General features: G+C 38.6%; 28 protein-coding genes and 1 rRNA gene. 22 read left to right on the forward strand and 7 right to left on the reverse strand.

Annotation, left to right across the window (positions count from 1 at the left end; genetic code table 11):
* Nucleotides 1-38 precede the first annotated feature (38 nt).
* The 11 genes from kbl to hemH all read left to right on the forward strand — a co-directional run bounded on the left by kbl (nt 39) and on the right by hemH (nt 9,210).
* Nucleotides 39-1,226: a glycine C-acetyltransferase gene (gene kbl, locus BLS35_RS16290; protein ID WP_090782975.1), complete on the forward strand. Its 1,188-nt coding sequence runs from the start codon at nt 39-41 to the stop codon at nt 1,224-1,226.
* A 102-nt stretch (nt 1,227-1,328) separates the two neighbouring features.
* Nucleotides 1,329-2,366 (forward strand): phenylalanine--tRNA ligase subunit alpha, encoded by a 1,038-nt coding sequence (gene pheS / locus BLS35_RS16295; RefSeq protein WP_090782977.1) that lies wholly within the window; start codon nt 1,329-1,331, stop codon nt 2,364-2,366.
* On the forward strand, nt 2,367-2,783 hold the full coding sequence (locus BLS35_RS16300; protein ID WP_090782979.1) for a Rieske (2Fe-2S) protein: 417 nt from the start codon (nt 2,367-2,369) through the stop codon (nt 2,781-2,783).
* Nucleotides 2,783-3,358, forward strand: a complete 576-nt coding sequence (locus tag BLS35_RS16305; protein WP_084289076.1) for a TetR/AcrR family transcriptional regulator — start codon at nt 2,783-2,785, stop codon at nt 3,356-3,358. Before BLS35_RS16300 ends, BLS35_RS16305 begins: the two co-directional genes overlap by 1 nt.
* 114 nt (nt 3,359-3,472) lie before the next feature.
* Nucleotides 3,473-3,583 carry a phenylalanyl-tRNA synthetase subunit alpha gene (locus BLS35_RS16310; protein WP_090782981.1) on the forward strand — a complete coding sequence of 37 codons (111 nt, stop codon included), beginning with the start codon at nt 3,473-3,475 and terminating at the stop codon, nt 3,581-3,583.
* A 93-nt stretch (nt 3,584-3,676) separates the two neighbouring features.
* Nucleotides 3,677-5,125 carry a 23S rRNA (uracil(1939)-C(5))-methyltransferase RlmD gene (gene rlmD, locus BLS35_RS16315; RefSeq protein ID WP_090782983.1) on the forward strand — a complete coding sequence of 483 codons (1,449 nt, stop codon included), beginning with the start codon at nt 3,677-3,679 and terminating at the stop codon, nt 5,123-5,125.
* Nucleotides 5,126-5,143: 18 nt separating this feature from the next.
* A complete protein-coding gene (locus BLS35_RS16320; RefSeq protein WP_090782985.1) occupies nt 5,144-5,548 on the forward strand; it encodes a hypothetical protein in 405 nt (134 codons plus the stop codon).
* A 174-nt stretch (nt 5,549-5,722) separates the two neighbouring features.
* Nucleotides 5,723-6,232, forward strand: a complete 510-nt coding sequence (locus BLS35_RS16325) for a phosphoribosyltransferase family protein (protein ID WP_090782987.1) — start codon at nt 5,723-5,725, stop codon at nt 6,230-6,232.
* Nucleotides 6,233-6,257: 25 nt separating this feature from the next.
* On the forward strand, nt 6,258-7,220 hold the full coding sequence (locus BLS35_RS16330; protein WP_090782989.1) for a hypothetical protein: 963 nt from the start codon (nt 6,258-6,260) through the stop codon (nt 7,218-7,220).
* A gap of 54 nt (nt 7,221-7,274) precedes the next feature.
* Nucleotides 7,275-8,123, forward strand: a complete 849-nt coding sequence (locus tag BLS35_RS16335) for a 4-hydroxy-3-methylbut-2-enyl diphosphate reductase (RefSeq protein ID WP_090782992.1) — start codon at nt 7,275-7,277, stop codon at nt 8,121-8,123.
* Between the two features lie 73 nt (nt 8,124-8,196).
* Complete coding sequence (gene hemH / locus BLS35_RS16340) at nt 8,197-9,210, forward strand: ferrochelatase (RefSeq protein ID WP_090782994.1); 1,014 nt, start codon at nt 8,197-8,199, stop codon at nt 9,208-9,210.
* On the opposite strand, the gene BLS35_RS16345 is transcribed toward hemH, so the two are convergent.
* Nucleotides 9,200-10,426, reverse strand: coding sequence for a 3-deoxy-D-manno-octulosonic acid transferase (locus tag BLS35_RS16345; RefSeq protein WP_090782995.1), 1,227 nt, complete (start codon nt 10,424-10,426; stop codon nt 9,200-9,202). The genes hemH and BLS35_RS16345 overlap by 11 nt on opposite strands.
* Before the next feature lie 63 nt (nt 10,427-10,489).
* On the opposite strand from BLS35_RS16345, the gene BLS35_RS16350 reads away from it, so the two are divergent.
* Genes BLS35_RS16350 through rfbB form a run of 5 tightly spaced genes read left to right on the forward strand, consistent with a single transcriptional unit; the run spans nt 10,490 to nt 15,469 of the window.
* Nucleotides 10,490-11,800, forward strand: a complete 1,311-nt coding sequence (locus BLS35_RS16350; RefSeq protein ID WP_090782998.1) for a UDP-glucose dehydrogenase family protein — start codon at nt 10,490-10,492, stop codon at nt 11,798-11,800.
* Nucleotides 11,800-12,789 carry a UDP-glucuronic acid decarboxylase family protein gene (locus BLS35_RS16355; protein WP_090783000.1) on the forward strand — a complete coding sequence of 330 codons (990 nt, stop codon included), beginning with the start codon at nt 11,800-11,802 and terminating at the stop codon, nt 12,787-12,789. The genes BLS35_RS16350 and BLS35_RS16355 overlap by 1 nt, the downstream gene beginning before the upstream one ends.
* Nucleotides 12,790-12,796: 7 nt before the next feature.
* A complete protein-coding gene (gene galE / locus BLS35_RS16360; protein WP_090783002.1) occupies nt 12,797-13,819 on the forward strand; it encodes a UDP-glucose 4-epimerase GalE in 1,023 nt (340 codons plus the stop codon).
* Nucleotides 13,820-14,386 carry a hypothetical protein gene (locus BLS35_RS16365; protein ID WP_090783004.1) on the forward strand — a complete coding sequence of 189 codons (567 nt, stop codon included), beginning with the start codon at nt 13,820-13,822 and terminating at the stop codon, nt 14,384-14,386.
* Between the two features lie 30 nt (nt 14,387-14,416).
* Nucleotides 14,417-15,469, forward strand: a complete 1,053-nt coding sequence (gene rfbB, locus BLS35_RS16370; protein WP_090783006.1) for a dTDP-glucose 4,6-dehydratase — start codon at nt 14,417-14,419, stop codon at nt 15,467-15,469.
* 8 nt (nt 15,470-15,477) lie between these two features.
* On the opposite strand, the gene BLS35_RS16375 is transcribed toward rfbB, so the two are convergent.
* Nucleotides 15,478-16,707 (reverse strand): ABC transporter permease, encoded by a 1,230-nt coding sequence (locus BLS35_RS16375; RefSeq protein ID WP_175459608.1) that lies wholly within the window; start codon nt 16,705-16,707, stop codon nt 15,478-15,480.
* Between the two features lie 87 nt (nt 16,708-16,794).
* Nucleotides 16,795-17,148 (reverse strand): HesB/IscA family protein, encoded by a 354-nt coding sequence (locus BLS35_RS16380; RefSeq protein ID WP_090783010.1) that lies wholly within the window; start codon nt 17,146-17,148, stop codon nt 16,795-16,797.
* Nucleotides 17,149-17,253: 105 nt separating this feature from the next.
* Between BLS35_RS16380 and BLS35_RS16385 the strand changes: the two genes are divergently transcribed.
* From BLS35_RS16385 to dnaA, 3 genes are all read left to right on the forward strand, one after another.
* Nucleotides 17,254-17,784 carry a DUF7935 family protein gene (locus BLS35_RS16385; RefSeq protein ID WP_090783012.1) on the forward strand — a complete coding sequence of 177 codons (531 nt, stop codon included), beginning with the start codon at nt 17,254-17,256 and terminating at the stop codon, nt 17,782-17,784.
* A 2-nt stretch (nt 17,785-17,786) separates the two neighbouring features.
* Nucleotides 17,787-19,334 (forward strand): acyl-CoA mutase large subunit family protein, encoded by a 1,548-nt coding sequence (locus BLS35_RS16390; protein WP_090783014.1) that lies wholly within the window; start codon nt 17,787-17,789, stop codon nt 19,332-19,334.
* A gap of 194 nt (nt 19,335-19,528) precedes the next feature.
* A complete protein-coding gene (gene dnaA, locus BLS35_RS16395) occupies nt 19,529-20,959 on the forward strand; it encodes a chromosomal replication initiator protein DnaA (protein ID WP_090783016.1) in 1,431 nt (476 codons plus the stop codon).
* Nucleotides 20,960-21,030: 71 nt separating this feature from the next.
* Here the strand turns inward: dnaA and BLS35_RS16400 are convergent, their stop codons facing one another.
* From BLS35_RS16400 to BLS35_RS16415, 4 genes are all read right to left on the reverse strand, one after another.
* Complete coding sequence (locus BLS35_RS16400; RefSeq protein WP_090783018.1) at nt 21,031-21,579, reverse strand: NUDIX hydrolase; 549 nt, start codon at nt 21,577-21,579, stop codon at nt 21,031-21,033.
* An 11-nt stretch (nt 21,580-21,590) separates the two neighbouring features.
* Nucleotides 21,591-22,364 carry a TPM domain-containing protein gene (locus tag BLS35_RS16405; RefSeq protein ID WP_090783020.1) on the reverse strand — a complete coding sequence of 258 codons (774 nt, stop codon included), beginning with the start codon at nt 22,362-22,364 and terminating at the stop codon, nt 21,591-21,593.
* A 3-nt stretch (nt 22,365-22,367) separates the two neighbouring features.
* Entirely contained in the window at nt 22,368-22,811 is a 444-nt protein-coding gene (locus BLS35_RS16410) for a TPM domain-containing protein (RefSeq protein ID WP_090783022.1), read from the reverse strand.
* An 82-nt stretch (nt 22,812-22,893) separates the two neighbouring features.
* Nucleotides 22,894-23,475, reverse strand: a complete 582-nt coding sequence (locus BLS35_RS16415) for a LemA family protein (protein ID WP_090783024.1) — start codon at nt 23,473-23,475, stop codon at nt 22,894-22,896.
* A gap of 131 nt (nt 23,476-23,606) precedes the next feature.
* On the opposite strand from BLS35_RS16415, the gene BLS35_RS16420 reads away from it, so the two are divergent.
* The 3 genes from BLS35_RS16420 to BLS35_RS16430 all read left to right on the forward strand — a co-directional run.
* Nucleotides 23,607-25,148 (forward strand): NAD(P)/FAD-dependent oxidoreductase, encoded by a 1,542-nt coding sequence (locus BLS35_RS16420; RefSeq protein ID WP_090783040.1) that lies wholly within the window; start codon nt 23,607-23,609, stop codon nt 25,146-25,148.
* Nucleotides 25,149-25,246: 98 nt separating this feature from the next.
* Entirely contained in the window at nt 25,247-25,606 is a 360-nt protein-coding gene (locus tag BLS35_RS16425; RefSeq protein WP_090783026.1) for a CoA-binding protein, read from the forward strand.
* A gap of 938 nt (nt 25,607-26,544) precedes the next feature.
* Nucleotides 26,545-26,624 (forward strand): 16S ribosomal RNA (locus BLS35_RS16430); the annotation flags it as partial.

Below are 26,624 nucleotides of genomic sequence, written 5' to 3' on the forward strand. Positions count from 1 at the left end.
GGGGAATTGCATAACTTTGGCGGTATAACAAATATATTATGTATAAAACATTACAGCCAGTTCTTAAGCAGGAACTAGATCAAATAGAAAAAGATGGTTTATTTAAACGTGAGCGTATTATTGTTACGCCACAGGGCGCAGATATAAAGGTAAGTACAGGGCAGGAAGTGGTTAACTTTTGTGCAAACAATTACCTTGGTCTTTCTTCTGATTCACGTGTTATTGAGGCAGCTAAAAAAGCAATTGATAAATATGGCTATGGAATGTCGTCTGTTCGCTTTATTTGCGGTACCCAGGATGTACATAAAGAATTGGAAGAAAAACTCTCTAAATTTTTAGGTACTGAAGACACCATTTTATATGCTGCGGCATTTGATGCGAATGGCGGTGTTTTTGAACCATTGTTTAACGATCAGGATGCAATTATATCTGACGAATTGAATCATGCTTCAATTATTGATGGGGTTCGTTTGTGTAAGGCACAACGTTTTAGATATAAAAATGCAGATATGGCTGATTTAGAGCGTCAGTTGATTGCCGCTAAAGATTGCAGACATCGTATCATTGTTACGGATGGTGCATTTTCTATGGATGGAGTAATCGCTCCACTAGATCAGATCTGTGACCTTGCCGATAAATATGAAGCCTTGGTGATGATCGATGAGTCGCATTGTACCGGGTTTATCGGAAAGACGGGTCGTGGAACACATGAGCATTTTAATGTAATGGACCGTGTTGATATTATCACAGGTACTTTAGGTAAGGCGCTAGGCGGTGCTTCAGGTGGATTTACAGCAGGTAAAAAAGAAATTATTGATATGTTGCGTCAGCGTTCTCGTCCATATTTATTCTCTAATACTTTGGCTCCTGCCATTGCAGGCGCTTCTGTGGCTGTATTGGATATGTTAAGCGAAACAACTGATTTAAGAGATAAACTGGAAGCCAATACAAAGTATTTCCGCGAAAAAATGACGGATGCAGGGTTTGATATTAAACCAGGTGTACACCCAATTGTACCTGTGATGTTATATGATGCCAAATTGGCACAGGAATTTGCGGCGAAAATGTTGGAAGAAGGAATTTATGTGATTGGTTTTTACTATCCAGTAGTTGGACAAGGTAAAGCCAGAATCCGTGTTCAGCTGTCTGCGGCACATGAGATGCACCATTTAGATAAAGCAATTGCAGCATTTACCAAGGTAGGTAAGGCATTAGGCGTGATATAAAATGTAAGACCGGGTTCATTTTCCTGCTTAGCACATCTTGCAAGTTGATTTTGAACCCGGTGTTTATAAAAATATTATAGAAATTGCTGTATATTTGACCCTATGTTACAAGATAAGATAACACAATATACCGAAGAAATTAATGCTTTTTCTACGGATAATGCTGATGAATTAGAACAATTCCGCATAAAATTCCTTGGGACCAAAGGGATAATCAAAGATATTTTTGATGAATTTAAAGCTGTTTCACCAGAGGAGAAAAGAACACTGGGTAAGGTTTTGAACGAATTTAAGCAGTTGGCAGAGGCCAAATATCAAACACTTAAAGACCAAACTGAAGTAGCAGACACTTCGAAAGAATCGGGTATGGACCTGACACTTCCGGGTGAAGGTTTTGAAGTTGGTTCTCGTCATCCTTTGGCTTTGGTACGAAGAGAGATTATAGAGATTTTTAATAAACTTGGTTTTGTGGTGGCCGAAGGGCCGGAAATTGAAGACGATTGGCATAATTTCTCCGCATTAAACTTTCCTGAAGAACATCCAGCACGTGATATGCAGGATACTTTCTTCATTAAAAAGGGTGGAGAAAATGGTGATATCGCATTGCGTACACATACATCCTCAGTACAAGTGAGAATGATGGAGGCTGGAAAACCACCGTTCAGAGCAATTATGCCAGGACGTGTTTACCGGAATGAAGCAATTTCTGCGAGAGCACATTGCTTTTTTCATCAGGTAGAAGGTTTATATGTGGATGAGAATGTATCTTTTGCTGATCTAAAACAGACCTTGTTTTATTTTGTACAGGAGTTATATGGAGAGGGTACAAAAGTACGTTTCCGTCCGTCTTATTTTCCATTTACAGAGCCATCTGCAGAGATGGATATTTCTTGTACCATATGTAAAGGTGCTGGCTGCCAGATGTGTAAATACAGTGGCTGGGTTGAGATTTTAGGCTGCGGTATGGTTGATCCAAACGTTTTGGAAAACTGTAATATCGACAGTAAGAAGTATAGTGGATTTGCATTTGGAATGGGTATAGAGCGTATTGCAAATTTGAAATTTGAAATAAAAGACCTGCGTTTGTTCTCGGAGAATGATGCAAGGTTTTTAAAACAATATAAAACTTCATTGATATAAATGAGGAGTTTCCCTGGTATATTATTGTTCATTTTGGTGTTGACCGGATGCGGTAAAGAAAGTATGGTGATCCCTAATGTTCCGGTTAATTTGACTCTTCAATTAACTGATCCCAAATTAATTAGGTTAAGTAGTAGTGGTGGGGCAGTCGCTTTCGATAATTATGGCGTTGCGGGCATTGTGATATACAAAACACTTGGTGGGAATTATGTTGCTTATGATAGATGCAGTACCGTCAATCCTGAAAAGAAATGTGCTGTAACGTTAGATGAACCAAGTTTTACAGTAACAGACAAATGTTCAGGAGCGAAATTTTTTTTGGAGGACGGGGGGCCGGCAAAGGCACCGGCAAAGTTGTCACTGAAAAGGTATAATACAGCTGTGTCAGGATTTACAACATTACACATAACCAATTAATGGAACCAGAGAAAATAAAAGAGAGCATCGTTAGAGCTGCTAAGGAGTTGTTCAGAAAATACGGTTATCATAAAACAAGTGTTAATGAAATAGCCAGGAAGGCGCGCATAGCCAAGGCAACCATCTATAAGTATTTTGAGAGTAAGGAACAAATTCTGGATGCCATTTTGATGGATTATCTGGATTTAAACCTACACGAGATCTTAAAAAATAAAGCTCAGTTTGCTGACGAGGAAGAGCACCTTAAGGCATTGGTTATGAAAACTTGTAGGTTGACTTATACGGTCTGTAATGAGTTTATTGGTTGGGATTTTGTACGCGAAAACGCGAACTCCCAGGAATTTTTAAAGCATTTGTCTGATCAGTTAGAGTCGTTATTGCTTTCTGCTTATCTTGAACTTGATCACTTTAAAAACCATCCGTCACGTAGGGAAGGATTGGCATTTCTATTGAAGGCGAGTAAAAATATAGTGTTTTCTTTTGCCTTTACCTCCGTTAGTGATTCTGATGTACGCAAGAACTTTGTTAGTTTCCAGAAAGAATTACTTCCTTTTTTAGTTAAAGCTGCTTTATAATCAGTGCTACCGGCTCATTCAGACCGGTAGATTTCTTTACATAAATTTAATGTAGACCAATTCGGTATTTGGTATAAAAGACTGTATATTTGGAATATATCGTCATTTATAGCAATGAGTAAAGAAGTTTTAGAGATTTCTGTATTGGTAGAAGAGAAGTTTGATATGAAATTCGATCTGGTAGAAGGTGTTTTGGGGTTTATACTTAAAATCTTTGGCCGATAGGATTTAACAAGCTGATTCCTTTCTGTAGCGGCATTCCAAAATGTCTGCCGGATAGCTGTATGTCTGAAAAAAAACCTGTAAATTTGCGGCATAATGAGTAGAAATAGAAAAGCAGGAACGATAACCATCATTCCTGATGTAAGTATTATTGATATTGCCGAAGAGGGTAAAGGTGTTGGAAAGGCTGATGAGCTGGTTATTTTTGTAGAAAGAGCTGTGCCAGGCGATGTCGCAGACGTTCGTATTGTAAAGAAGAAGAAGAATTTGGCGGAAGCGGTTATTGAAACGCTTCATAAAAAATCTGAATTAAGAACTGATCCTTTTTGCCAGTATTTTGGTACCTGTGGTGGCTGTAAATGGCAGCACATGGAGTATGATGCTCAATTAAAGTTTAAATATAAAAATGTTGAGGCTGCATTACAGCGTCTCGCAAAAATAGATACGGCCAGTATGGAACCAATTTTAGGTTCGGCCGAGAATAAATACTACAGGAATAAACTGGAGTATACTTTTTCTAATAAACGCTGGTTAAACAAAGAGGACATGGTAGAGCGGGCGGAAGCGCTTGATACGGACGGTCCTAATCCAAATATGGAAATGAATGCTTTAGGTTTTCATGTTCCATTGCGTTTTGATAAAATAATTGATATTCAACATTGTTATTTACAAGCTGAGCCATCTAACAGCATTAGGAATGAGGTTAGGGATTATGCTTTAAAAATGGGCCTTACTTTCTATGACCTACGCAACCATGAAGGTAATTTGAGAAATCTGATTATCCGTACCTCTTCAACAGCTGAGGTTATGGTCGTAGTGGTTTTTGCTTATGCCGAGCAGGAGCAGATTGATGGCTTGATGGAGCACTTGAAAGGCAACTTCCCGGAAGTTACTTCTCTATTGTATATTGTAAATCAAAAGAAGAACGACACCATTTTTGATCAGGAAGTAATTACTTATGCTGGCAGAGACCATATTTTTGAAGATATGGATGGTTTGAAGTTTAAGATCGGTGCCAAATCTTTTTACCAGACGAATTCTGATCAGGCGCATGAACTATATAAGATTACTAAAGAGTTTGCAGGCTTTACTGGTGGTGAACTGGTGTATGATCTTTATACTGGTGCTGGTACGATTGCTAATTTTGTTGCGCGTAGTGTAAAACAGGTGGTTGGAATTGAATATGTACCAACAGCTATTGAAGATGCTAAGTTTAACTCTAAACTAAATGGAATAGACAATGCAATTTTCTATGCTGGTGATATGAAAGATATCCTGACAAGGGAGTTTATTGCGGATCATGGTAAGCCTGATGTGGTAATTACAGATCCACCTAGAGCTGGAATGCATGCTGATGTAGTAGCGCGTTTGTTAGAAATGGAAGCAGATAAAATTGTTTATGTAAGCTGTAATGCGGCTACACAAGCACGCGACCTAAGTTTGCTTAAAGAAAAATATGAAGTTGTACGGATTAAGCCCGTTGACATGTTTCCGCACACCCAACATGTAGAGAACGTAGTATTGTTAAAATTTAGAGGGAATTAGCTTAAGCGATTTTTAAAGATGGATATTGAAGAATTAATGCCACAACAGCCTGAGGGTGGCAAAGAAGAGCAGAAAAAGAGTCCACTGATTAGTTTAGAGAAAGATCTGGACTTATATGCAGATGCTTTGAAGGAAGTAGCAGTAGAGATTATCGTGGAAGGGATTTCTGCTAATCCTATTTTCGTTGCGCATCAACATACGGTGAGCATAGGAGAGGTGATTTTGGACAGAAAGGAATTGAGTACGGACTGGACTATTCAAGCCTCAACTTTTGAGGAGTTTGTAGAAAAAGGAATCATTACACCTGAGAAAAAAGCGCTGTTTTTGAGAAACTATAAAAAACCAGAGGATTTTATGTGTGTATTTGTGATTGTACCTGAAGGTGCTAATTTTATTTACTATCCTTATAAAAACAAAGGGTAAGCATTGGCTTACAAAAAGAAATCCCTATCCGGGCAAACATGGATAAGGACTACTAAAAAACTATCGATTAGACAACGCTAAAGCAGAAAGGTTTCATGGTTCAGAAAATATTTTTAAATATTTGAATATGAATCTTAAAATCGTTCTTTTTGTAGCAATAAAATAAGGCGAAAAATGGCAGGATCTCAATTACTCATTCTAGATAAAAAGCAGATACAACAGAAAATAAACCGGATTGCTTATCAGATATTGGAAGATAATCTTACGGAAAAGGAAATTGTGCTGGCAGGAATCTGGGACAGGGGCTATAAACTGGCGCTGAGATTGAAAAAGGTATTGTCAAAAATCTCTGATTTGAAGATTACCATGCTGAAAATTGATCTTGACAGGAAGAATAGCAAGTTGGTTGCGAATACTGATCTGGATGAATCTCATTGGAAAAATAAGGTAATCATTCTTGTTGATGATGTACTGAATAGTGGTAAAACACTGGCTTATGGTTTAGGTGTGTTTTTAAATACACCACATAAAAAAATTAGAACGGTAGTATTGGTAGACAGGAGTCATAAAATATTTCCTATCGCTACTGATTATGTAGGTCTGAAAATGGCAACGGTTTTAAAGGAACATGTTGATGTGGTGATGGATGTTGAGGGTGAGGAAGATCGGGTTTATTTGAGCTAATTAATTTAGAAACAGGAGATGCAGTATGATATTATTTGTGTATGCAGTCCTGGTTTTTCTTGTACTCAGGTTTTGTGTTACTTTATTTAATTTTCTGTCTAACCCAAAGCTTGGGTATTACAGTAAGCATTTTTCGGACAAGGTTTCGATCATTGTCTTAGCTTCAACAGTTAAGCATGATGTGGAAAACCTGTTAACTTCTATTTCTGAGCAGGAGTATGAGCATACCGAGGTCTTTGTTCAGCGCCAGGAAAGCATCTCCGAATTGGTCAATCAGACAACAGGCAAATATCTTTTATTCTTATCGCCGGGTACTACAGTGCATTTTGGTTTAATCAATAACCTCATGTACAGAATGAAAGTATTTAACCTCGCCGTTTTAAGCTTAATACCCACTTATAAAGCTTCGAGCTTTATGGGGAATTGCATTTACCCCTTAAACGACTTCCTGTTGTTGAATTTGCTTCCTTTAAGATTGGTTAGGTTGAGTGCCCTTTCTGCATTTACCGCTGGTAGTAATGATTGTATTTTTTTTGATGCTGCGATATATAAACAATATAGATGGCACGAAAAATTGCATCCTAAAGCGTTGGAAGCAGCAGAGATTGTAAAATTAGTAAAGCAACAACAGCTAAAAGCTGAAGTTTTGCTGGCCAATAAATTTGTTTACCATACTGTTGATGTAAAAGATACGGCAAGCTTTTCGATGCGCTTGTTAATGAATTTTTCGAATAGTAGTTTAGCAGCATTGATGTACTTAATGTTGGTTGTCGTTGGCCCAGTTGTAGTATCATTTGATTTCAATCCTGTGCTTATCGTACTTCCAATTGGCCTGATCTTCTTATCAAGGGTGATGATTGCTTTTTTGACTGCTCAGAATCCTTTATTGCAGGTGTTGTTGCATCCGCTGCAGATGCTCTTGTTATTCGGATTGTTGCTTAAGGAGATTTGGGAACGTATTGCTGTGTCAATTAAACTTAAGAAATAGAAAAATCAGGCAGATTTTGCGTAATTTTGTACCATCTCAAAAAAAACGATATCCATGAAATACGATTTAGCGGTAACAATAGATAAGGCATCGGGCTTTTGCTTCGGAGTAGTTTATGCTATTGATATGGCCGAAGACATATTGGACAATGAAGATTACCTTTATTGTTTGGGTGATATTGTTCACAATGACGAGGAGGTGAAGCGCTTGACTGATAAAGGGCTTCGCATTATAGATCATGAACAGCTACAGGGCTTACATAAAGAAAAGGTATTGATTCGTGCACACGGAGAGGCGCCATCTACTTATGAGCTTGCCTTGAAAAATGAATTGACATTGATCGACGCTTCTTGTCCGGTTGTATTGAAATTGCAGAATAGAATCAAGAACTCGTATGATGATGATGAGCAAATCCTCATATTCGGGAAACATGGTCATGCTGAAGTGATTGGTTTACAAGGGCAGACTGATGGCAAGGCCATCGTATTCCAGGATATTGCAGAGTTGGATAAGGTAGAATTGCCTGCTAAATTTACTTTGTATAGTCAAACCACTAAGAGTACCGATAAATTTTATGCAATTAAAGATGAGCTGATTAATCGGGGATATGATGTGAAAGCAAATGATACCATTTGCAGACAAGTATCTAATCGTTATGGTGATCTGGAGAAATTTGTGGCAAACTTTGATAAAATTCTGTTTGTGTCGGGCAAAAAGTCTTCCAATGGCAAGGTTTTGTACGATGTATGCAAAAAATATAACGATAACTCGTATTTTCTATCTAATGTATCGGAAATTGATATGAGTTGGTTCGCTCCCAACGATAAAGTAGGGATTTGTGGAGCAACATCAACGCCAATGTGGCTAATGGAAGAGGTGAAAGCCTTTCTCCTTCATCATTAAAAAGTAATTATTCCTTTTCGGGTAAATGATAAAACGGAAAAACGGTTTGAATAGTTAATTTTGGGGAATAATTATGGGAAAAAAGGGTGTACTTTTAGTGAATTTGGGAACTCCGGATAGTCCGGAAGTTGGTGATGTACGTAAATATCTGGATCAGTTTCTGATGGATGAGCGTGTAATCGATGTTAATGTTTTTAACCGTACCTTATTGGTTAAAGGTATTATTGTTCCTTTTCGCAGTCCGAAAACTTCAAAACTTTACAAAGAGATCTGGGATGAAAATGGTTCGCCTTTATTGTATTTTAGTAAAATACAGGCCGCTTTAGTGCAAGAACAGCTTGGTGATGATTACCATGTCGAGTTGGCTATGCGCTATCAAAATCCTTCCATTTTATCTGCTTTAGAAAAGATGAAAGCTGGTCTGGTTGAAAGTATTAAAGTAATTCCTTTATTTCCCCAATATGCATCTGCCAGTAGCGGTTCAGTTATCCAACTGGTGATGGAATTGGTGAGTAAATGGGCCACTATTCCCCCAGTAAGTTTTGTAAGCTCTTTTCATGATAATGAACTGATGCTGGAGACCTTTGCTGAAAATGCAAGAAAGTATAAACCAGAAACTTTTGATCATGTTTTGTTTAGCTTTCATGGCTTACCAGAACGTCAATTATTAAAATGTGACCATACCGGGAAACATTGTCTAAAAAAAGATAATTGCTGTGATAACCTGAATGATACCAATAAGTTTTGCTACTCTGCTCAGGGACATGATACCGCGAGATTGATTGCGCAGAAACTGAATATTGCCAAAGAAGATTATACCGTATGTTTCCAGTCGCGCCTGGGAAAAGAACCTTGGGTACAGCCTTACACAACAGATGTGTTGAAAAAGCTTGCTGCTGAAGGTAAAAAGCGACTATTGGTTTTTAGTCCTGCTTTTGTTGCCGATTGTTTGGAAACCCTTTATGAAATTACGGTTGAATACCACGAGGAGTTTAAAGCTCTTGGTGGAGAACATGTACAGCTTGTTGAGAGCTTAAATGATAACCCGAAGTTTATACAAGCGCTGGTCGAAATGGCTAAGGCTTAAGGTACTGACTTAGGTATTGTAGGATCTGGTCGGTAGAACCTGTTTTTGAAGTCACATAATTCTTTGCAATATCTCCTTGATTTCCATTTGTGGTTAGCGTGGTAAAGGCTATGTTAAGCTCAGCTATATTGTTGATACTTTGTGCAACCCCTATCTGAATCAGGTCTTTTGCTTCCTGGAACTTATCGTATTTCGGTCCAAAAATAACTGGTATCCCGAATGCCGCCGCTTCCAAAGTATTGTGGATACCGACACCGAAGCCTCCACCGATATAGGCAATTTTGCCGTATGCATAAAGGGACGACAGCATTCCAATATTATCTATAATGAGTATTTGATGTTCGGATGAGGCTTCTTCAGTAGCAAACGTCGAATATTTGATTGCCTGAGGAAACAAGCCCTCAATTTCATTGATGTGATGCACGCCAATTTCATGAGGTGCAATAATGAATTTCCATTCTGGATTTGAAGCGCATAATAAGGCGATCAATCGTTCATCCTCAGGCCAGGTACTGCCGGCAATAAAAACAGGCGCATCTCCGCAAAATCTTTCAATTATACTTAATTTCTTAGGGCTGGCTGCATTTTCGGCTACCCTGTCAAATCTTGTATCTCCACTTAGCGTGGCATTTTGAATGTTTATTGTTTTTAGTAATTGAATGCTTTCTTCGTTCTGTACAAAGAACTGGCTAACATAAGACAGGATTTTTCGATGGAATGAACCATAAGACTTAAAAAAGATCTGGTTAGGTCTGAAAATACCTGAAATAATTAATAATGGAATGTTTTTATTGTGTAGCGCTTTAAAGTAGTGATACCAGTACTCGTATTTGGTGAAAATGGCAAGCTCAGGATTAAAGGCCGCGACTAATCGCTCGGCATTTGAGGCTGTATCCAAGGGTAAATAAAAAACAGCTTCTGCTAATGCATAATTTTTTCTGATTTCGTAGCCGGAAGGGGAAAAGAAGGTGACAATTATTTTTTTATCAGGGTATTGCTCTTTTAATTTCTCCAATACTGGTCTACCTTGTTCGAATTCGCCTAAAGAAGCAAAGTGAAACCATATATGGGGAATAGTTGAATCTATTTTTTTCTCAATTTTGACGAAGATATTTCCTCTACCCTTTAAAAAAAATGAAGCTTTGGAGTTAAAGGGAGCGAATAACCTGATTATTAAGCCGTAAAGTTGAATTGCAATGTTATAAAGCCAAAGCATTTTGTGTGTTTATTTATTATCTTAGCCGAAGATACTTTAATATAATTAAAACAGGATTAATATATGAAAATAGCCGTTATCGGGACCGGATATGTTGGGTTAGTAACAGGAACTTGCCTATCAGAAACAGGAAATAATGTAATTTGTGTAGATATTAACGAAGCAAAAGTGGCCCAGATGCAAGCTGGAATAGTCCCTATTTACGAGCCTGGTTTAGATGTTTTATTTCATAGAAATATTGCACAAGGTCGTTTAACTTTTACTACTGATCTTGCTCATGCAATTAAGGACGCTCAGATTATATTTATGGCATTGCCAACCCCTCCGGGTGGAGACGGTGCTGCTGATCTGTCGTATATTTTAGGTGCGGCAAAGGATATTTCTAAGCTGGTTACCAATTATAAAGTTATTGTAAACAAATCTACAGTTCCTGTTGGGACGGCGGATAAGGTTCAGGCTGTTTTTACTGAAAATACTGATGTAGAAATTGATGTAGTTTCTAATCCTGAGTTTTTGCGTGAAGGTGTTGCAGTAGAGGATTTTATGAAGCCTGATCGCGTGGTTATCGGAACCAGAAGTGATAGAGCACAAAAATTAATGGCAGAATTGTATGGTCCTTATGTTAGACAGGGTAATCCGATTCTATTTATGGATGAACGTTCTTCTGAATTGACAAAATATGCAGCGAATTCTTTTTTAGCAACCAAAATTACCTTTATGAACGAGGTGGCTAATCTTTGCGAGATTGTAGGTGCAGATGTAGATGCTGTTCGTAAAGGAATAGGATCTGATGCAAGGATCGGCAAACGCTTTTTATTTCCAGGTATTGGTTATGGTGGTAGCTGTTTCCCGAAAGACGTACAGGCATTGGCAAAATCTGCTGACGAGCACGACTATGAATTCAAGATATTGAAATCAGTAATGGAGGTGAATGAAAAGCAAAAAACCATATTGGTTGATAAGTTGTTAAAGTATTATAAAAATGATTTAAAAGGTAAGCATTTCGCATTATGGGGATTGGCTTTCAAGCCTGAAACGGATGATATTCGTGAAGCACCTTCTTTGTATATTATTGACGAATTGATTAAGCATGGTGCAAGGGTTACCGCATTTGATCCTGAGGGGATGAATAATGTGAAGGCCATTGTAGGGGATAAAATAACTTATTCTGAAAATCAATATGATGCATTAGTAAATGCTGATGCTTTATTGATTGCCACAGAGTGGTCTGTATTTAGAAATCCGGACTTTGAATTGATGGAAACAAGCCTAAGCAACAAAGTTATTTTTGACGGACGTAATTTATATGATTTGGATAAAATGATTGAGCTTGGATATTATTATAACAGTGTTGGCCGTAAGCTTATAAATTAATGAAACGTAAAAGAGTTTTAATAACCGGTGCAGCCGGGTTTTTAGGTTCGCATCTGTGCGACAGATTTATCAAAGAGGGGTACCATGTTATAGGAATGGATAACCTGATCACTGGGGATCTCCAAAATATCCAACATTTGTTTGGATTGGAAAATTTTGAATTCGCTCATCATGATGTTTCCAAATATGTATATGTATCAGGGGACTTAGATTATATTCTCCATTTTGCTTCACCGGCAAGTCCAATTGATTATTTGAAAATTCCTATTCAAACCTTAAAGGTTGGATCATTGGGGACTCATAATCTACTTGGTTTGGCTAAAAGCAAAAATGCAAGGATGCTTATTGCTTCTACCTCAGAAGTGTATGGCGATCCAAATGTAAACCCACAACCTGAAGAATATTGGGGTAATGTAAATCCAGTCGGACCAAGGGGTGTTTATGATGAGGCTAAACGTTTTCAGGAAGCGATGACTATGGCTTACCATACTTTCCACGGTTTAGAAACCAGGATTGTAAGGATCTTTAACACTTATGGACCAAGAATGCGCTTAAACGACGGTAGGGTATTGCCTGCGTTTATAGGTCAGGCATTACGCGGTGAGGATCTTACTGTGTTTGGTGATGGGTCTCAGACGCGTTCATTCTGCTATGTAGATGATTTAATTGAAGGTATCTACAGGTTGTTGTTAAGTGATTATGCGATGCCGGTTAATATTGGCAATCCTGATGAGATTACTATTAAGCAATTTGGTGAGGAAATTATCAAATTGACAGGGACAAATCAGAAGTTAGTACTTAGAGATTTGCCTGTTGATGATCCAAAACAGAGACGTCCGGATATTACCAAAGCAAGAGCGATCTTGGGTTGGGAGCCGAAAGTAAGCAGAGCAGAAGGACTGAAAATAACTTACGAGTACTTTAAATCTCTGCCTCAAGAAGCTTTAATCAATAAAGACCATAAAGATTTTACAGGATATAACCGTTAATTAAACAATGTCTAAAATATTAGTAACCGGTGGAACCGGTTTTATTGGCTCGCATACTGTAGTAGAACTACATAATGCAGGCTATGAAGTTATTATCGTTGATGATTTTTCCAATTCTAATCCGAAAATTCTTCAGCAAATAGAAGCAATTACGGGTACTAAGCCTGAATTTGTTGAATTGGATCTATGTGATGAAGCTAAAGTAAATGAATTTGTTTCACAGCACAATGATATCACTGGGGTAATACATTTTGCGGCATTTAAAGCTGTTGGAGAGTCTGTACAGCAACCGTTAAAATATTACAGAAATAATTTTTATTCCTTGATCAATCTGATCAATGCATTTAATAGCAAGGTGAATTTGGTGTTTTCTTCTTCCTGCACAGTATACGGGCAGCCAGATGTTTTGCCGGTAACTGAAGATGCGCCGACTAAAAAAGCGGAATCACCGTATGGTAACACTAAGCAGATTGCAGAAGAGATCTTGCAGGAAACTTGTGCGGTAACCCCTCAATTAAAAGTAACCTCTTTACGTTATTTTAATCCTGTAGGTGCACACCATACTGCATTGATTGGTGAATTGCCAATCGGTGTTCCTCAAAATCTGGTTCCTTTTATTACCCAATCTGCAATTGGTAAACGTGGACCAATTACTGTTTACGGTAATGATTATGATACTCCTGATGGTAGTGCAATAAGAGACTATATTCACGTGGTGGATTTAGCAAAAGCCCATGTTGCCGCAATTAAACGATTAGAAAGTAATAAGGCCAGCGCTAATTACGAGGTGTTTAACCTGGGTACAGGCAAAGGTTCATCAGTATTGCAGATTATCGATGCATTCGAATCGTCGACAGGAGTAAAACTAAACTATACGATAGGACCAAGAAGAGAAGGTGATATTGAAAAAGTTTGGGGTGATGTAACTAAATCTACAAAAGACCTGGGCTGGAAAGCTGAGTTGGACTTGAAAGAGATGATGTCATCGGCTTGGAAATGGGAACAATACTTACAGGATAATCCGTTTTAAATGCTGTTAAGTGAGCATAAGGAGCTGAAACTGGAGATCAAGTCTCTTCCTGAAAAGGAAAAGGATAAGCTATTGCTCAGGTTAATTGCTAAAGACAAGGTTTTAACTGAACATCTTCATTTTAAATTACTTGAAGATGAGCACGATTTGGTACGCAGGCAGGAGCAGCTGAAGTCAGGTATTGACGAAGGTATTGCTGATTTGATGACATCTAGAAAGTTGAACTCGAAGGAAACGTTATTGAAGATGCGTAAATTAAATGGCAGTATTAATCATCATTTTAAAGTAACAAAGGATTTAAATAGCGAGATGGAACTTAGAATTCATTTGTTAAATGAGGTTCCCATTGAATTTGATGAAAGTGTTTTTTCAGCCCTTTATAAATTTAACGAGAAGCTGGTTATTTATTTTGTGAAAACAACGGTTTCAGTTTTAAATAAATACGACAAAATGCATGAGGATTTGCAATTTGACCTCAAAGCATCTTTGAATATTTTGCTAGATAAAATTTACAGACATAAAACGGCAGCAATTGCAAAAACACTTGGCTTGCCAACAGAATTATAACAAAAACTTATAGAAAGCTACATAATTTCAATGAAAAAAATATTAGTAACAGGTGGTGCAGGTTTTATCGGATCTCATGTGGTACGAAGATTTGTAAACAATTATCCTGAATATGAAATTGTAAATCTTGACAAATTAACTTACGCAGGTAATTTGGCTAATTTAACTGATGTGGAAGATAAACCTAATTATAGGTTTGTTAAAGCTGATATTACTGATGCAGTTGAGATCAATAACTTATTTCAGAAAGAACAATTCGATGCAGTGATCCATTTGGCTGCTGAATCTCATGTGGACAGGTCGATTGCAGATCCTACGGCGTTTGTAATGACCAATGTTATTGGTACCGTGAATTTATTGAACGCTGCCAGAGAATTTTGGAAAGAAGATTATTCAACAAAACGTTTTTATCATGTTTCTACTGATGAGGTTTACGGTGCATTAGGCGAGACCGGTATGTTTACCGAAACAACGGCTTATGATCCACATAGCCCGTATTCTGCTTCTAAGGCTTCATCTGATCACTTTGTGAGGGCTTATCATGATACCTATGGTCTGGATGTCGTAATCTCAAACTGCTCAAATAACTATGGTTCTCACCATTTCCCGGAGAAATTGATTCCGTTAGCAATTAACAATATCAAAAATGGTCAGCCTGTCCCTGTTTATGGAAAAGGCGAAAATGTGCGTGATTGGCTTTGGGTGGAAGACCATGCAAGGGCTATTGATGTGATTTTTCACGAAGCTAAAACAGGTGAAACCTATAATATTGGTGGGCATAACGAATGGAAGAACATTGATTTAATCCATTTGCTTTGCAATATTATGGATAAAAAACTAAATCGTGAGGCAGGAGAATCGGCCAAACTGATTACTTTTGTAACAGATAGGGCAGGGCATGATTTGCGTTATGCTATAGATTCAAGCAAGTTGCAAAACAAGCTGAACTGGGTGCCAAGTTTACAGTTTGAAGAAGGATTGGAAAAAACGGTAGATTGGTATCTGGAAAATGAAGAGTGGCTGAGTAATGTTACTTCAGGCAACTATCAAGCTTACTACGATACCCAATATCAAGGAAGATAATAAATTAGCTATTCATACCTTAAAGCCTCTACTGGATCCAGTTTAGAGGCTTTTTTTGCGGGGTAATATCCCGAAACTATACCCACTAAAACACATACAGCAAAGCCTCCAAAAATCCATTCCCATGGGATAATGAATGATCCACCCATACCCAGGGAGATCAGGTTTCCGATGGCTATGCCCAGAAATATCCCAAAAGCTCCGCCCATTAGGCAGATGATTACGGCCTCTATCAAAAACTGTTTTCTTATGACAGCAGGGTTTGCACCAATGGCTTTCCTAATGCCTATTTCTCTTGTTCTTTCAGTTACCGAAACCAACATGATGTTCATCAGGCCAATTGAAGCCCCCATTAAGGTGATTACACCAATAGCGATACCACCCCAGACAATGTATCGTAGATTTTCAAAAAGGGTTTGGGCCATAGCATCACTTTTGGTAATCTCGAAATTGTTAGGATCTGTAACCCTTATTTTCCGGATGTTCCTAAATGTGGCGGTGGCCTCGCCAATAACATTCTCCATAATGTCGTTGCTTGGCACAATAACAGTTATGGTATAAGAGGGATTTGAAGTAGAGTTGATCAGCTTTGCTTTTAACAAGGGGACATATACAGCACGGTCGCCACTAAAGCCCATACTTTGACCTTTGGAGACAAGTACGCCAACTACTTTTAAGCGACTATTGCCTACATTAATAATTTTATCGAGTGGATCCTGATTTTTGAATAGCTTCTCACTGACCTCGCTTCCAATAATACAAATGTTGTTTCCGGATTGAACTTCGGTTGTATTGAAATTTCTGCCGAGTGCTAATTCCAGGCCTTGTGAGCCCAGGCCATGCTCATCTACACCTTGTATGCTGATGTTTGGATTTGTTTTTTCTGTGCCATACTTCACTGTAGCACCTCTAGTAGCAACAACACTTATGGCTACTTTTGCAGGCGTGTTTAAGCGTTCTTTAAAGGCCAATGCATCCTCATATCGGATCGATTTGAAAGGTTTTTGCCTTTGGCCGCCACCGATCCTAATGCCTGTACCGCGGTTTCTGATGTTAAATGAATTCGCCCCCATACTGGAAAAAGCCTCTGTCATACTTTTTTTAACAGCATCAAGCGTTGTTAAAATACCTACTAAGGCAGCTAAGCCAATTGCAATGATCAATGCTGTAAGCATGGTGCGCAACCGGTTGCCAGTAATAGATTGCAGGGCTAATTTTACGTTTTCAGTATAGGTCATTACAGGCAGATAAATTTAGGTGCTAAAATAAAAGTCCTGTTGTTAAGACAACAGGACTTAGTATAATGTTACAAATGATGATCTCTTTTATACTGAAAAACTGGTTCCGCAACCGCAAGTACTCGCTGCATTCGGATTGCTAAAAGTAAAGCCCCTCGAATTTAAACCATCCTGCCAGTCAACTTGCATTCCCATCAAGTACATCTGATGGGCTTTATGCATGAAAACCTTGATGCCATCAATAATAAACTCCTGATCACCATCTTTTTTCTGATCAAAACCCAAAACGTAATTCATTCCAGAACAGCCACCACCTTCAACACCTACACGTAAGCCAAAGTCTTCGGCTATTTCTTGTTGGTCTTTCAGTTTAAAAAGCTCTTTCACAGCTGTTTCTGTAAAGGTTACAGGGGCAAATGCGGTATCTACTGTATTACTCATGTTATTTATCAACCGTTAAAAATGTATTAATAGAGCAAATATAAATCAAAATGCACATTTTTGTCGGCACTACCACTAATTATTACGGTATTTAAACAAAATAAAATGGACTTGCAGAAATTTATAACCGAAGCAGCTGTATTGGTGATTGGAGGGGTGGCTACGGTATCGGCTGGGTACTATTTGATAAAGGATGATATTAAGACCTATTTTAGATTGAAATTTTCTGATCAGAAAAAGGAAAAAGAGAACCCATTATTGCCGTTGCGCTTACAGGCCTACGAACGTTTAACTATTTTTATAGAACGGATAAACCCCGCTAACCTTTTTATCAGGCTACATCAACAAGGCATAACAATTGCTGAACTTCAGGCAATCGTATTAAACGAAATTAAATCAGAATACCAACATAACATCACGCAACAGTTGTACATCAGTACGCCCACCTGGGATGTAGTAAAGAAGCTTAAAGATGATACCATTGCTATGGTGAATAATGGGGTGAAGAGTCTGCCTGCAGATGCTCCGGGAGTTGATTTGAGTAGAAAAGTTTTACAGCATATGGCGGGTATTGAAAATAACCCCTATGATTTGACATTGGATTTGATTAAGAAAGATATTCATCAGTTGTTTTAGTTATGAGCAATAAAAAAATTACCACCACATCTGGTATAGAAATAAAAGAAGTATACACTAAAGCTAGTGCTCCAATCGAAGCACCGGGTGAATTTCCATATACCAGAGGTATTCAGAAGGACATGTATAGAGGTCGGTTATGGACTATGCGACAGTATGCAGGGTTCTCTACCGCCGAGGAATCAAATAAGCGTTATCATTATCTGTTAAAGCAAGGTACGATGGGGCTTTCTGTAGCTTTTGATCTACCGACTCAAATCGGTTACGATTCAGATCATGAAATGTCGGAAGGGGAGGTAGGAAAAGTAGGTGTAGCCATCGATTCATTAAAAGATATTGAAATATTGTTTGATGGTATTGAACTGGAGAAGATCACGACTTCGATGACGATTAATGCTACTGCTTCTATTTTATTGGCAATGTATATTGCCCTGGCTAAAAAACAAGGTGCGGATATCAGCCAAATTTCTGGTACCATACAAAATGATATTTTAAAAGAATATGCAGCACGGGGGACTTATATCTATCCACCTAAAGCTTCTATGCGAATCATTACCGACATTTTTGAATATTGCAGTAAAGAGGTGCCAAAATGGAATACGATTTCTATTTCTGGTTATCATATCAGGGAGGCCGGTTCTACAGCGGTGCAGGAACTGGCCTTTACACTGGCAAATGGAAAAGCATATTTAAATGCAGCACTTGAAAAGGGCTTGGATATTAATGTTTTTGCCAAGCGCTTGTCTTTCTTCTTTAATTGCCATAATAACTTTTTTGAGGAGATTGCTAAATTTCGTGCAGCAAGAAGGATGTGGGCAAAGATTACAAAAGATCTTGGTGCTACAGATGAAAAGGCTCAAATGCTCCGTTTTCACACACAAACGGGTGGTTCTACATTAACAGCTCAACAGCCACTTAATAATGTCATACGGGTTACCAATCAAGCAATGGCAGCAGTGCTAGGTGGAACTCAATCTCTGCATACCAATGGTTATGATGAAGCGCTTTCTTTACCTACCGAAGCAGCAGCAAAAATCGCTTTGCGTACACAACAAGTTATTGCTTTCGAAAGCGGAGTGACGGATACGGTAGATCCCTTGGCTGGTTCTTATTTTGTGGAAAGCCTTACGGATGAAATTGAAGCCGCCGCTCATCTGTATATTGATAAGATTGATGCCATGGGCGGATCTGTTAATGCCATCGAAAATGGTTATATTCAGAATGAAATTGCTGATGCCGCTTATCAGTATCAGGTTGAAGTTGAACAGGCCAGTAGGATTATTGTAGGCGTAAACAAGTTTACTCAGGAAAAGGAAGGTATAAATGATGTGTTTACCATTGATGAATCTATCCGAACTATCCAGACGGAAAAGTTAAATAAACTTAAGGCTGAGCGGGATAATCAGGTAGTAGAAAAAACACTGAATGACCTGGCAAATGCTGCTAAAAGTACTGACAATCTAATGCCATTTATTCTGGCGGCGGTTGAAGCTTATGCTACACTTGGGGAAATCGCTGATGTAATGCGTAATGTTTTCGGAGAATATTGATTCTTATGTTAATAAATAGTTATCCACATAAAAAATTGAGGTTAACTATGGTATAAGATTGCTTTATAAGCACTTACCAAATAAATGAAAATTAAGTTTTTTTTGTTGATAATTTTTTGAATATTCGATCTTACGAACGAGCTCATTTCATATGCTCTTATCGTCGCTTTAAACCAAGAAATTATAGAATGACAATGGAAAAAACTTGTACAGAAGTATGGAAGGACTGTCTCCAAATCATAAAAGATAATATTCCGACCCAAAGTTTTAAAACTTGGTTCGAGCCAATATCTGCGTTGAAGTTGGAGGGCAAAGTTTTGACGATACAGGTGCCGAGTTTATTCTTTTACGAATGGTTGGAAGAGCATTATGTTGGACTGCTTAGAAAGACAGTTAAGAAGCAGTTGGGAGAAGAGGGTAGACTCGAATATAATATCGTAGTAGATAAGTCTTCCAATAGCGGTTCACCTTATACGACTAACATTCCAAGTAATGGAAATGGTGCGGAAGCTAAAAGGCAATCTATGCCAATTCCTGTTTCGATAAATAAGGACATTAAAAATCCTTTCATTATACCAGGCTTAAAAAAACTGAACGTAGATCCTCAGTTAAATTCCAATTATACTTTTGAAAATTATATAGAGGGCGATTGCAATCGTCTGGCACGCTCTGCGGGGTACGCAGTGGCTGCTAAACCAGGAGGTACATCATTTAACCCTTTGATGATTTATGGTGGTGTAGGCTTGGGGAAAACGCATCTTGCGCAAGCTATTGGTAATGAGATTAAACGTAATATGCCAGATAAGCTGGTGATCTATGTTTCTTGCGAGAAGTTTTGCCAACAGTTTGTGGACTCGCTAAAAAATAACACCATCAACGATTTTGTTAACTTCTATCAGGCCATGGATGTGATCATTATGGATGATGTGCACAATTTTGCTGGTAAAGAAAAAACACAGGATATATTTTTCCATATTTTTAACCACTTGCACCAATCAGGTAAGCAGGTTATTTTATCTTCAGATAAAGCGCCAAAGGATTTGGCTGGTTTAGAGGAACGATTACTAAGTAGGTTTAAATGGGGACTTTCAGCAGATTTGCAAGTGCCAGATCTGGAGACCCGTATTGCCATTCTTCGTAAGAAGATGTATGCCGATGGAATTGAACTGCCGGCGGAAGTGGTAGAGTATGTTGCACATAATATAGATAATAATGTTCGTGAACTTGAAGGCGCTATGGTGTCTTTACTTGCGCAATCAACATTAAACAAAAAAGATATAGACCTCGCATTGGCTAAGCAGATGTTAAAGAATTTTATCAAAAACACTTCAAAAGAGATCTCTATGGAGTATATCCAGAAGTTGGTATGCGAATATTTTGAAGTCCCTGTGGATATGGTGAAATCTCAAACGCGTAAGCGGGAGATTGTTCAGGCACGTCAGATTTCCATGTATCTTTCAAAAAGTCATACCAAGTCGTCTCTAAAAACAATCGGCGCTTTTTTTGGTGGAAGAGACCATTCGACAGTGATTTATGCCTGTCAAACAGTTGAGGATCTTATTGATACCGATAAAAAATTTAAAGGTTATGTGCATGATATCCAAAAGAAATTAAAAATGAGCTAGTGCTGCTCATTATACTAAAAAAGCCTGTAAGTTTTTTTGCTTACAGGCTTTTTTAGTGTACAGATTGTTATTTAATGTTCTTCTAGTTTCATCAATCCGTAAAATAGCGCCGCGCAATGTAAGGCTTGATCTATTTTATGGGTAGCCAGTAGCTGTTTCACTTCTGCAATGGTGTATTCTTCTACAATTAGAATCTCATGATCATCTAAATGTTGTTCATGTGTTTTTATGCCACCCTTTAGCAGGTAAGTATAAGTCACATTGTCTGCGGTAGCTGGATTAGGATAAAGTGTGGCAATCAGTTCGGCACTCTTAAAAGAATAGCCGGTTTCTTCCAGTAACTCTCTTCTTATGGCATATTCGGGTAGCTCGTCACCGTCAATAACTCCGCCTGGTATTTCTAAAGAGACAATATCTGCGGCATGGCGATACTGACGTACCATGATTAACTTACTGTCTTCAGTAAGCGCAATCGCATTTACCCAGTTTGGATATTCCAATACATAGTAATCGTCCTTTGTACTCCCGTTTTGCAACTTGCAGGTATCCACCCTAAGTGTCGCCCATTTTTCTTTCACCAGGTATCTTGATGAAAGCTTTTCCCATTTCAATATTTCCATTTAATTCTTAATTACCAGCTTCCGCTGCTACCACCACCGCCAAAACTACCACCGCCGAAGCCACCAAAGCCTCCGCCGCCGCCACTGCTTCCACCTCCCCAGCCACCACCGCCAGAGCCTCTTCCACCGCCGAGTAGCATGCTCCAGAAAAGTGCATCAGCAACACCACGTCCGCCAATAACCTGACTTCCGCCACCGCCGCCACCACCTCTTTTAAGTAAGATGATGATTACGACTACAATGATGATCACGATAAGGATTCCAGATCCGCCTTTACCGCCCTTTGCAACTTTGGGTTTGTCATTCTTATACTCGCCCTTGGTATAAGCAATAATGGCATTTGTTCCGGCATCTAGTCCTTTGTAGTAATCGCCGGCCTTGAAGTAAGGTTTGATGTCATTATCTATAATCCTTCTGGTATACATGTCTGGCAATACGCCTTCAACGCCGTATCCCGTTTGTATAGCAATCTTCCGGTCGCCAAGTGCCACAACGATCATTACACCATTATCTTTGCCTTTTGTGCCGACACCCCATTTTCTACCCAGTTGAAGTGCGTAATCGTTGATGTCATACTCGCCAACAGATTTGAGTATAGCAATGGCCACCTGTATAGATGTTGAATCATCGAAAGCAACCAGCTTTCTTTCGAGTTGCTGTATTTGGTCTGCCGAAAGTGTCCCCGTATAATCATTAACCAGTGTATTAGGCTTTGCAGGGAAATCCTGGGCAAAGCCCGCAACGGAAAGGATGATTAGGAATAAGGCTATGATTGATTTCTTCATTGCCTAATGTTTTGCATGTTGATCCATAAAAATAATATCATTTGGCAGCTCGTTAATGTCGCCCCCTTCAAAAGGGAAAAACAAAGCCATCTTTTCTCCGGCTAGTACAATGCCGGCTATAATTCCTTGAACAATATTTCCGCCCGAAAAATGAGCCTTCATTGCTACTTGTGTCGTCTCCCAAAAATCAGGTGGTACAACCTTGTTAATGCCGCTATCGCCTATTATTGCAAACTTATGGTCTTCGTAAGCAAGATAGATCAGTACGCCGTTGTGTTTAGCTGTTTTGTCCATTCCCAGTTTCGAGAAATAGCTGGTCGCTCTTTCAAAAGCATTGCCGGCGCATTTTTTTTCTACGGCTATTCTTATTTCGCCCGAAGTAGCTTTTTCAGCCTCTGAAATTGCATTTGCAATAAGCTCCTGGTCTTGTTCTGTAAATATGCCCATGATAGGATTACTTGATATGAATAAGGGTAATGCGTGTTTTGATAATAAAACATGCGTTACCCTTAAAAGTTGCTACTTTATATTAGAATTCTACTTTTGGTGCTTTTTCTGCTCCAGCTTCAGCTTTAAAGCCGGTTTTCTGCTTAAATCCGAATATTCCAGCCATAAGATTGTTAGGGAATGACCTTATTTTAGTGTTATATGTTTGTATCGATTCGTTAAAATCTTTACGTGCAACAGCGATTCTGTTTTCAGTCCCAGCCAATTCAGCAGAAACATCTCTAAATTGTTCCGTAGCTTTTAATTCTGGATAGTTTTCTGTAACCATCAATAAACGACTTAAGGCTTGACTAACCTGGCCTTGTGCAGCCTGGAACTTTTCGATGTTTTCCGGTGTTAATTTGTCCGGGTCAATAGTAACCTGTGTAGCTTTTGCTCTGGCCTCAGTTACCTGAGTTAAGGTAGATTGCTCAAATTTTGCGGCACCTTTAACGGTATTCACTAAATTAGGAATCAAATCCGAACGACGTTGGTACTGGGTTTCTACCTGATTCCATTTTGCTTTCACATCCTCATCAAGTTTAACCATACTATTGTAACCACATCCACTCATGGTTACAACCAGGGCTAAGAGGCCTACTATTGATAATACTGTTCTTTTCATTTTTTCGTTTTTTTAGATTTTTTTTATCCTGAAGCCGATAAACGACTCCTTGTTTGTATATGTTAATTTACACATTAGAACTCAATTTCCGTACCTTTGTTACAATTCGGGATAAAAACCTGACAACGGTTATGCAAAAAGACATTGAAATCACCATGGCTCCAGAGGAAATGGAGTCTGAAAATATCCTCAAGAAAACACTCTCAACTGCCTTAAAAATAGACCCGGTACGAATTAAAGGATATAAAATCCTGAAGCGTTCTATTGATGCCAGATCTAGAAAAGTAATTTATCGGTTACAAGTAAGCGTATTTATCGACGAGATGCCGGTGGCAGATATTTTTAGGATAGACTATCAAAATGTCAGTAATGCTAAGCCTGTAATTATTGTGGGAGCAGGCCCTGCTGGATTATTTGCGGCCTTGCAATGTATAGAAAATGGCCTTAAGCCTATTGTTCTAGAGCGAGGTAAGGATGTAAAACAGCGAAGAAGAGATCTTGCCCTTATCAATAAAGAGGGAATAGTAAATACCGAATCTAACTATTGCTATGGCGAGGGTGGGGCCGGAACTTATTCGGACGGAAAGCTTTACACCAGGTCTAATAAACGCGGCGACATCAATAAAGTGTTGCAGACTTTTGTGCAACATGGTGCAACTGATGATATTTTAATTGATGCCCGGCCGCATATCGGCACCAATAAGCTACCTCAAATTATAACCGCCATCAGAGAAACTATATTAAATGCTGGCGGTGAAGTTCTTTTTGATCAGAAGGTGACCGATATTCAGGTCGATTTTGGAAAGATCAAGGGAGTAGTGATTAATGATGATCATAGTTTGTCGGCCGATGCAGTTATATTGGCTACTGGTCATTCTGCACGTGATATTTACGAATTATTGCACCGTAAGGGAATTCTTGTCGAGGCAAAGCCTTTTGCTTTAGGGGTAAGAATTGAGCACCCGCAAGCTATTGTAGATGCGGCACAATATCATTGTGATATTCGAAGTGAATTTTTGCCGCCAGCTTATTACAGTTTGGTAGAGCAGGTAGGTAGCAGAGGCGTATTTTCTTTTTGTATGTGCCCAGGGGGAATTATAGCTCCATGTGCTACCTATGAAAACGAGATCGTTGTTAATGGATGGTCGCCTTCTAAAAGGAATAACCCATTTGCAAACTCTGGAACTGTAGTTCAAATTACATTGGAAGATGTAAAAGGTGATGATCCTTTAAGGATGATGCATTTTCAGGCGGAGATAGAACGGAGTGCTTTTCAATTGGGAGGCGGTAAATTGGTTGCCCCTGCACAACGGATGGTAGACTTTGTCGAGGGAAGGCTCTCTAACGATTTGCCTAAAAATTCATATTTGCCTGGGACTAAGAGTGTGATACTTAAAGATACACTTCCTGATTTTGTGGCTTCAAGCTTAAAAAGTGCCTTGCCAGTTTTTGGGAAAAAGATGAGGGGGTATTATACCAATGAAGCGATTCTGGTAGGTGTAGAGAGTCGAAGCTCATCTCCTGTGCGTATTCCGAGGGATCGGGAGACGTTTCAGCATCCACAAGTTTCAGGACTATTTCCATGTGCAGAAGGAGCTGGTTATGCTGGTGGTATTGTTTCTGCAGCTATTGATGGTGTGAACTGCGCCAATGCAGTTTTAAAGGTGATCTAAACAAACAGATTTTAATTGACATTGTTGTAAAGTTAAGAATGGAATGGTTTTGGCTTAAAGTAGTAGAGATATTTCGTTAAAACCATAAAACTAAAATTGTGAAGAAGACTTTAATCATAGGTGCAAGCCCAAATCCAGAACGTTATGCTTATCGTGCGGCCCACATGCTTACCGCTAAAGGTCATGATATTGTGAATGTTGGAATAAAAAAAGGAGAGGTTGCTGGTGTTGAAATTGAGAAGCCCGGAGTGATACATCACGATATTGATACTATAACCTTATATATTGGTCCGCATTTACAAGATCAGTATTATGATTATATACTGCAAACTAAACCTAAAAGGGTTGTTTTCAATCCTGGGACTGAGAATGTAGAATTGGAAAGTTTGTTGGTGGATAATGAAATTGAGCCTGTAGAGGCTTGTACATTGGTATTGCTGTCTACAGGACAGTATTGATCTTTTGATTTTACCACATTATTTAGCCTAATAATAGAATTTAATTTTAGATAGGCCCTTGAAGTTTTACTACCAGGTTTTTTTTATGGGCTAAAGTTTTAGCTGGGTTTGATTCGGGCAGGGCTTAAGACTGATAGGTAGATACCAACGTACTTCAAAGGTGGCTCATAGGTACATGATTGGTGTTTACACCTATGATGTACCTGTGAGGTAGGGCTGAGGTACCTAGGAAGTACCTGTTTGCCTCGGAGCCTGATCGAACGCTAGGTGTATATATATTACCATTTATGGGGTAGCTTGTATTGCCATTCTGGAACGTTGTTTCTGTCGGGTTATATTTTTTGCAGTTTTTCTTATTGTTTTTCAGGAAGTTATGGCTTAGTGAGCGATAATAGTGCATTTAAGTTTGTGGGGGCGTATAATTTTCCTACTTTTGCATCCCGCTTCGGAGGAAGGGTTTGTGTGAAAAGGATAAAGATGCAGGTTGAAATGAGGATTAGAAAAGAGATTGGTATTTCTTTATGATGAGTTGAAAGACTCAGCAAATAAAAGAAATAAAGTTTGATAAAAAAGCTTGACAATGCCAAAAAGATTTCTACCTTTGCAATCCCAAACAGAACGGGAGTTACCAAACGGAGTTTGTTAACGGAATAAAAAAGATTGAAACGTTGAATATTCGAAACTGAACCTGGAACATTAAGACCAGGAGAAACTGAAGAAAAGGAAACGAAGAAATATAAAGAAGATCCGTGAGGTGATTCGAGAAGTTCATTAAAGAGATGTCATTTATAAAGTATAGCAAGGTAAGATAGTACGGTTTCAAAGTACATGAAAACCAAAGCTATTTTTTCAAGTCAGAATCTAACTAGACAATATAATTAGAATAAGACTATTATTAATACAAGTTAAGAATGGTCAGTGTTCAAACATAACATTTTACAATGGAGAGTTTGATCCTGGCTCAGGATGAACGCTAGCGGCAGGCCTAATACATGCAAGTCGAACGATACCAATGGGC

Source organism: Pedobacter sp. ok626, from assembly GCF_900100435.1.
Classification (GTDB): Bacteria; Bacteroidota; Bacteroidia; order Sphingobacteriales; family Sphingobacteriaceae; genus Pedobacter.

Coding starts and splice junctions, on each gene's coding strand:
- galE (WP_090783002.1), top strand. CDS start 12,797: ATGTCTAAAATATTAGTAACCGGTGGAACCGGTTTTATTGGCTCGCAT.
- BLS35_RS16365 (WP_090783004.1), top strand. CDS start 13,820: ATGCTGTTAAGTGAGCATAAGGAGCTGAAACTGGAGATCAAGTCTCTT.
- BLS35_RS16355 (WP_090783000.1), top strand. CDS start 11,800: ATGAAACGTAAAAGAGTTTTAATAACCGGTGCAGCCGGGTTTTTAGGT.
- BLS35_RS16325 (WP_090782987.1), top strand. CDS start 5,723: ATGGCAGGATCTCAATTACTCATTCTAGATAAAAAGCAGATACAACAG.
- BLS35_RS16330 (WP_090782989.1), top strand. CDS start 6,258: ATGATATTATTTGTGTATGCAGTCCTGGTTTTTCTTGTACTCAGGTTT.
- BLS35_RS16415 (WP_090783024.1), bottom strand. CDS start 23,475: ATGAAAAGAACAGTATTATCAATAGTAGGCCTCTTAGCCCTGGTTGTA.
- kbl (WP_090782975.1), top strand. CDS start 39: ATGTATAAAACATTACAGCCAGTTCTTAAGCAGGAACTAGATCAAATA.
- BLS35_RS16410 (WP_090783022.1), bottom strand. CDS start 22,811: ATGGGCATATTTACAGAACAAGACCAGGAGCTTATTGCAAATGCAATT.
- hemH (WP_090782994.1), top strand. CDS start 8,197: ATGGGAAAAAAGGGTGTACTTTTAGTGAATTTGGGAACTCCGGATAGT.
- BLS35_RS16310 (WP_090782981.1), top strand. CDS start 3,473: ATGAGTAAAGAAGTTTTAGAGATTTCTGTATTGGTAGAAGAGAAGTTT.
- BLS35_RS16335 (WP_090782992.1), top strand. CDS start 7,275: ATGAAATACGATTTAGCGGTAACAATAGATAAGGCATCGGGCTTTTGC.
- BLS35_RS16305 (WP_084289076.1), top strand. CDS start 2,783: ATGGAACCAGAGAAAATAAAAGAGAGCATCGTTAGAGCTGCTAAGGAG.
- BLS35_RS16375 (WP_175459608.1), bottom strand. CDS start 16,707: ATGACCTATACTGAAAACGTAAAATTAGCCCTGCAATCTATTACTGGC.
- BLS35_RS16300 (WP_090782979.1), top strand. CDS start 2,367: ATGAGGAGTTTCCCTGGTATATTATTGTTCATTTTGGTGTTGACCGGA.
- BLS35_RS16385 (WP_090783012.1), top strand. CDS start 17,254: ATGGACTTGCAGAAATTTATAACCGAAGCAGCTGTATTGGTGATTGGA.
- BLS35_RS16420 (WP_090783040.1), top strand. CDS start 23,607: ATGCAAAAAGACATTGAAATCACCATGGCTCCAGAGGAAATGGAGTCT.
- rlmD (WP_090782983.1), top strand. CDS start 3,677: ATGAGTAGAAATAGAAAAGCAGGAACGATAACCATCATTCCTGATGTA.
- rfbB (WP_090783006.1), top strand. CDS start 14,417: ATGAAAAAAATATTAGTAACAGGTGGTGCAGGTTTTATCGGATCTCAT.
- dnaA (WP_090783016.1), top strand. CDS start 19,529: ATGGAAAAAACTTGTACAGAAGTATGGAAGGACTGTCTCCAAATCATA.
- BLS35_RS16400 (WP_090783018.1), bottom strand. CDS start 21,579: ATGGAAATATTGAAATGGGAAAAGCTTTCATCAAGATACCTGGTGAAA.
- BLS35_RS16380 (WP_090783010.1), bottom strand. CDS start 17,148: ATGAGTAATACAGTAGATACCGCATTTGCCCCTGTAACCTTTACAGAA.
- BLS35_RS16345 (WP_090782995.1), bottom strand. CDS start 10,426: ATGCTTTGGCTTTATAACATTGCAATTCAACTTTACGGCTTAATAATC.
- BLS35_RS16320 (WP_090782985.1), top strand. CDS start 5,144: ATGGATATTGAAGAATTAATGCCACAACAGCCTGAGGGTGGCAAAGAA.
- BLS35_RS16390 (WP_090783014.1), top strand. CDS start 17,787: ATGAGCAATAAAAAAATTACCACCACATCTGGTATAGAAATAAAAGAA.
- BLS35_RS16350 (WP_090782998.1), top strand. CDS start 10,490: ATGAAAATAGCCGTTATCGGGACCGGATATGTTGGGTTAGTAACAGGA.
- BLS35_RS16405 (WP_090783020.1), bottom strand. CDS start 22,364: ATGAAGAAATCAATCATAGCCTTATTCCTAATCATCCTTTCCGTTGCG.
- pheS (WP_090782977.1), top strand. CDS start 1,329: ATGTTACAAGATAAGATAACACAATATACCGAAGAAATTAATGCTTTT.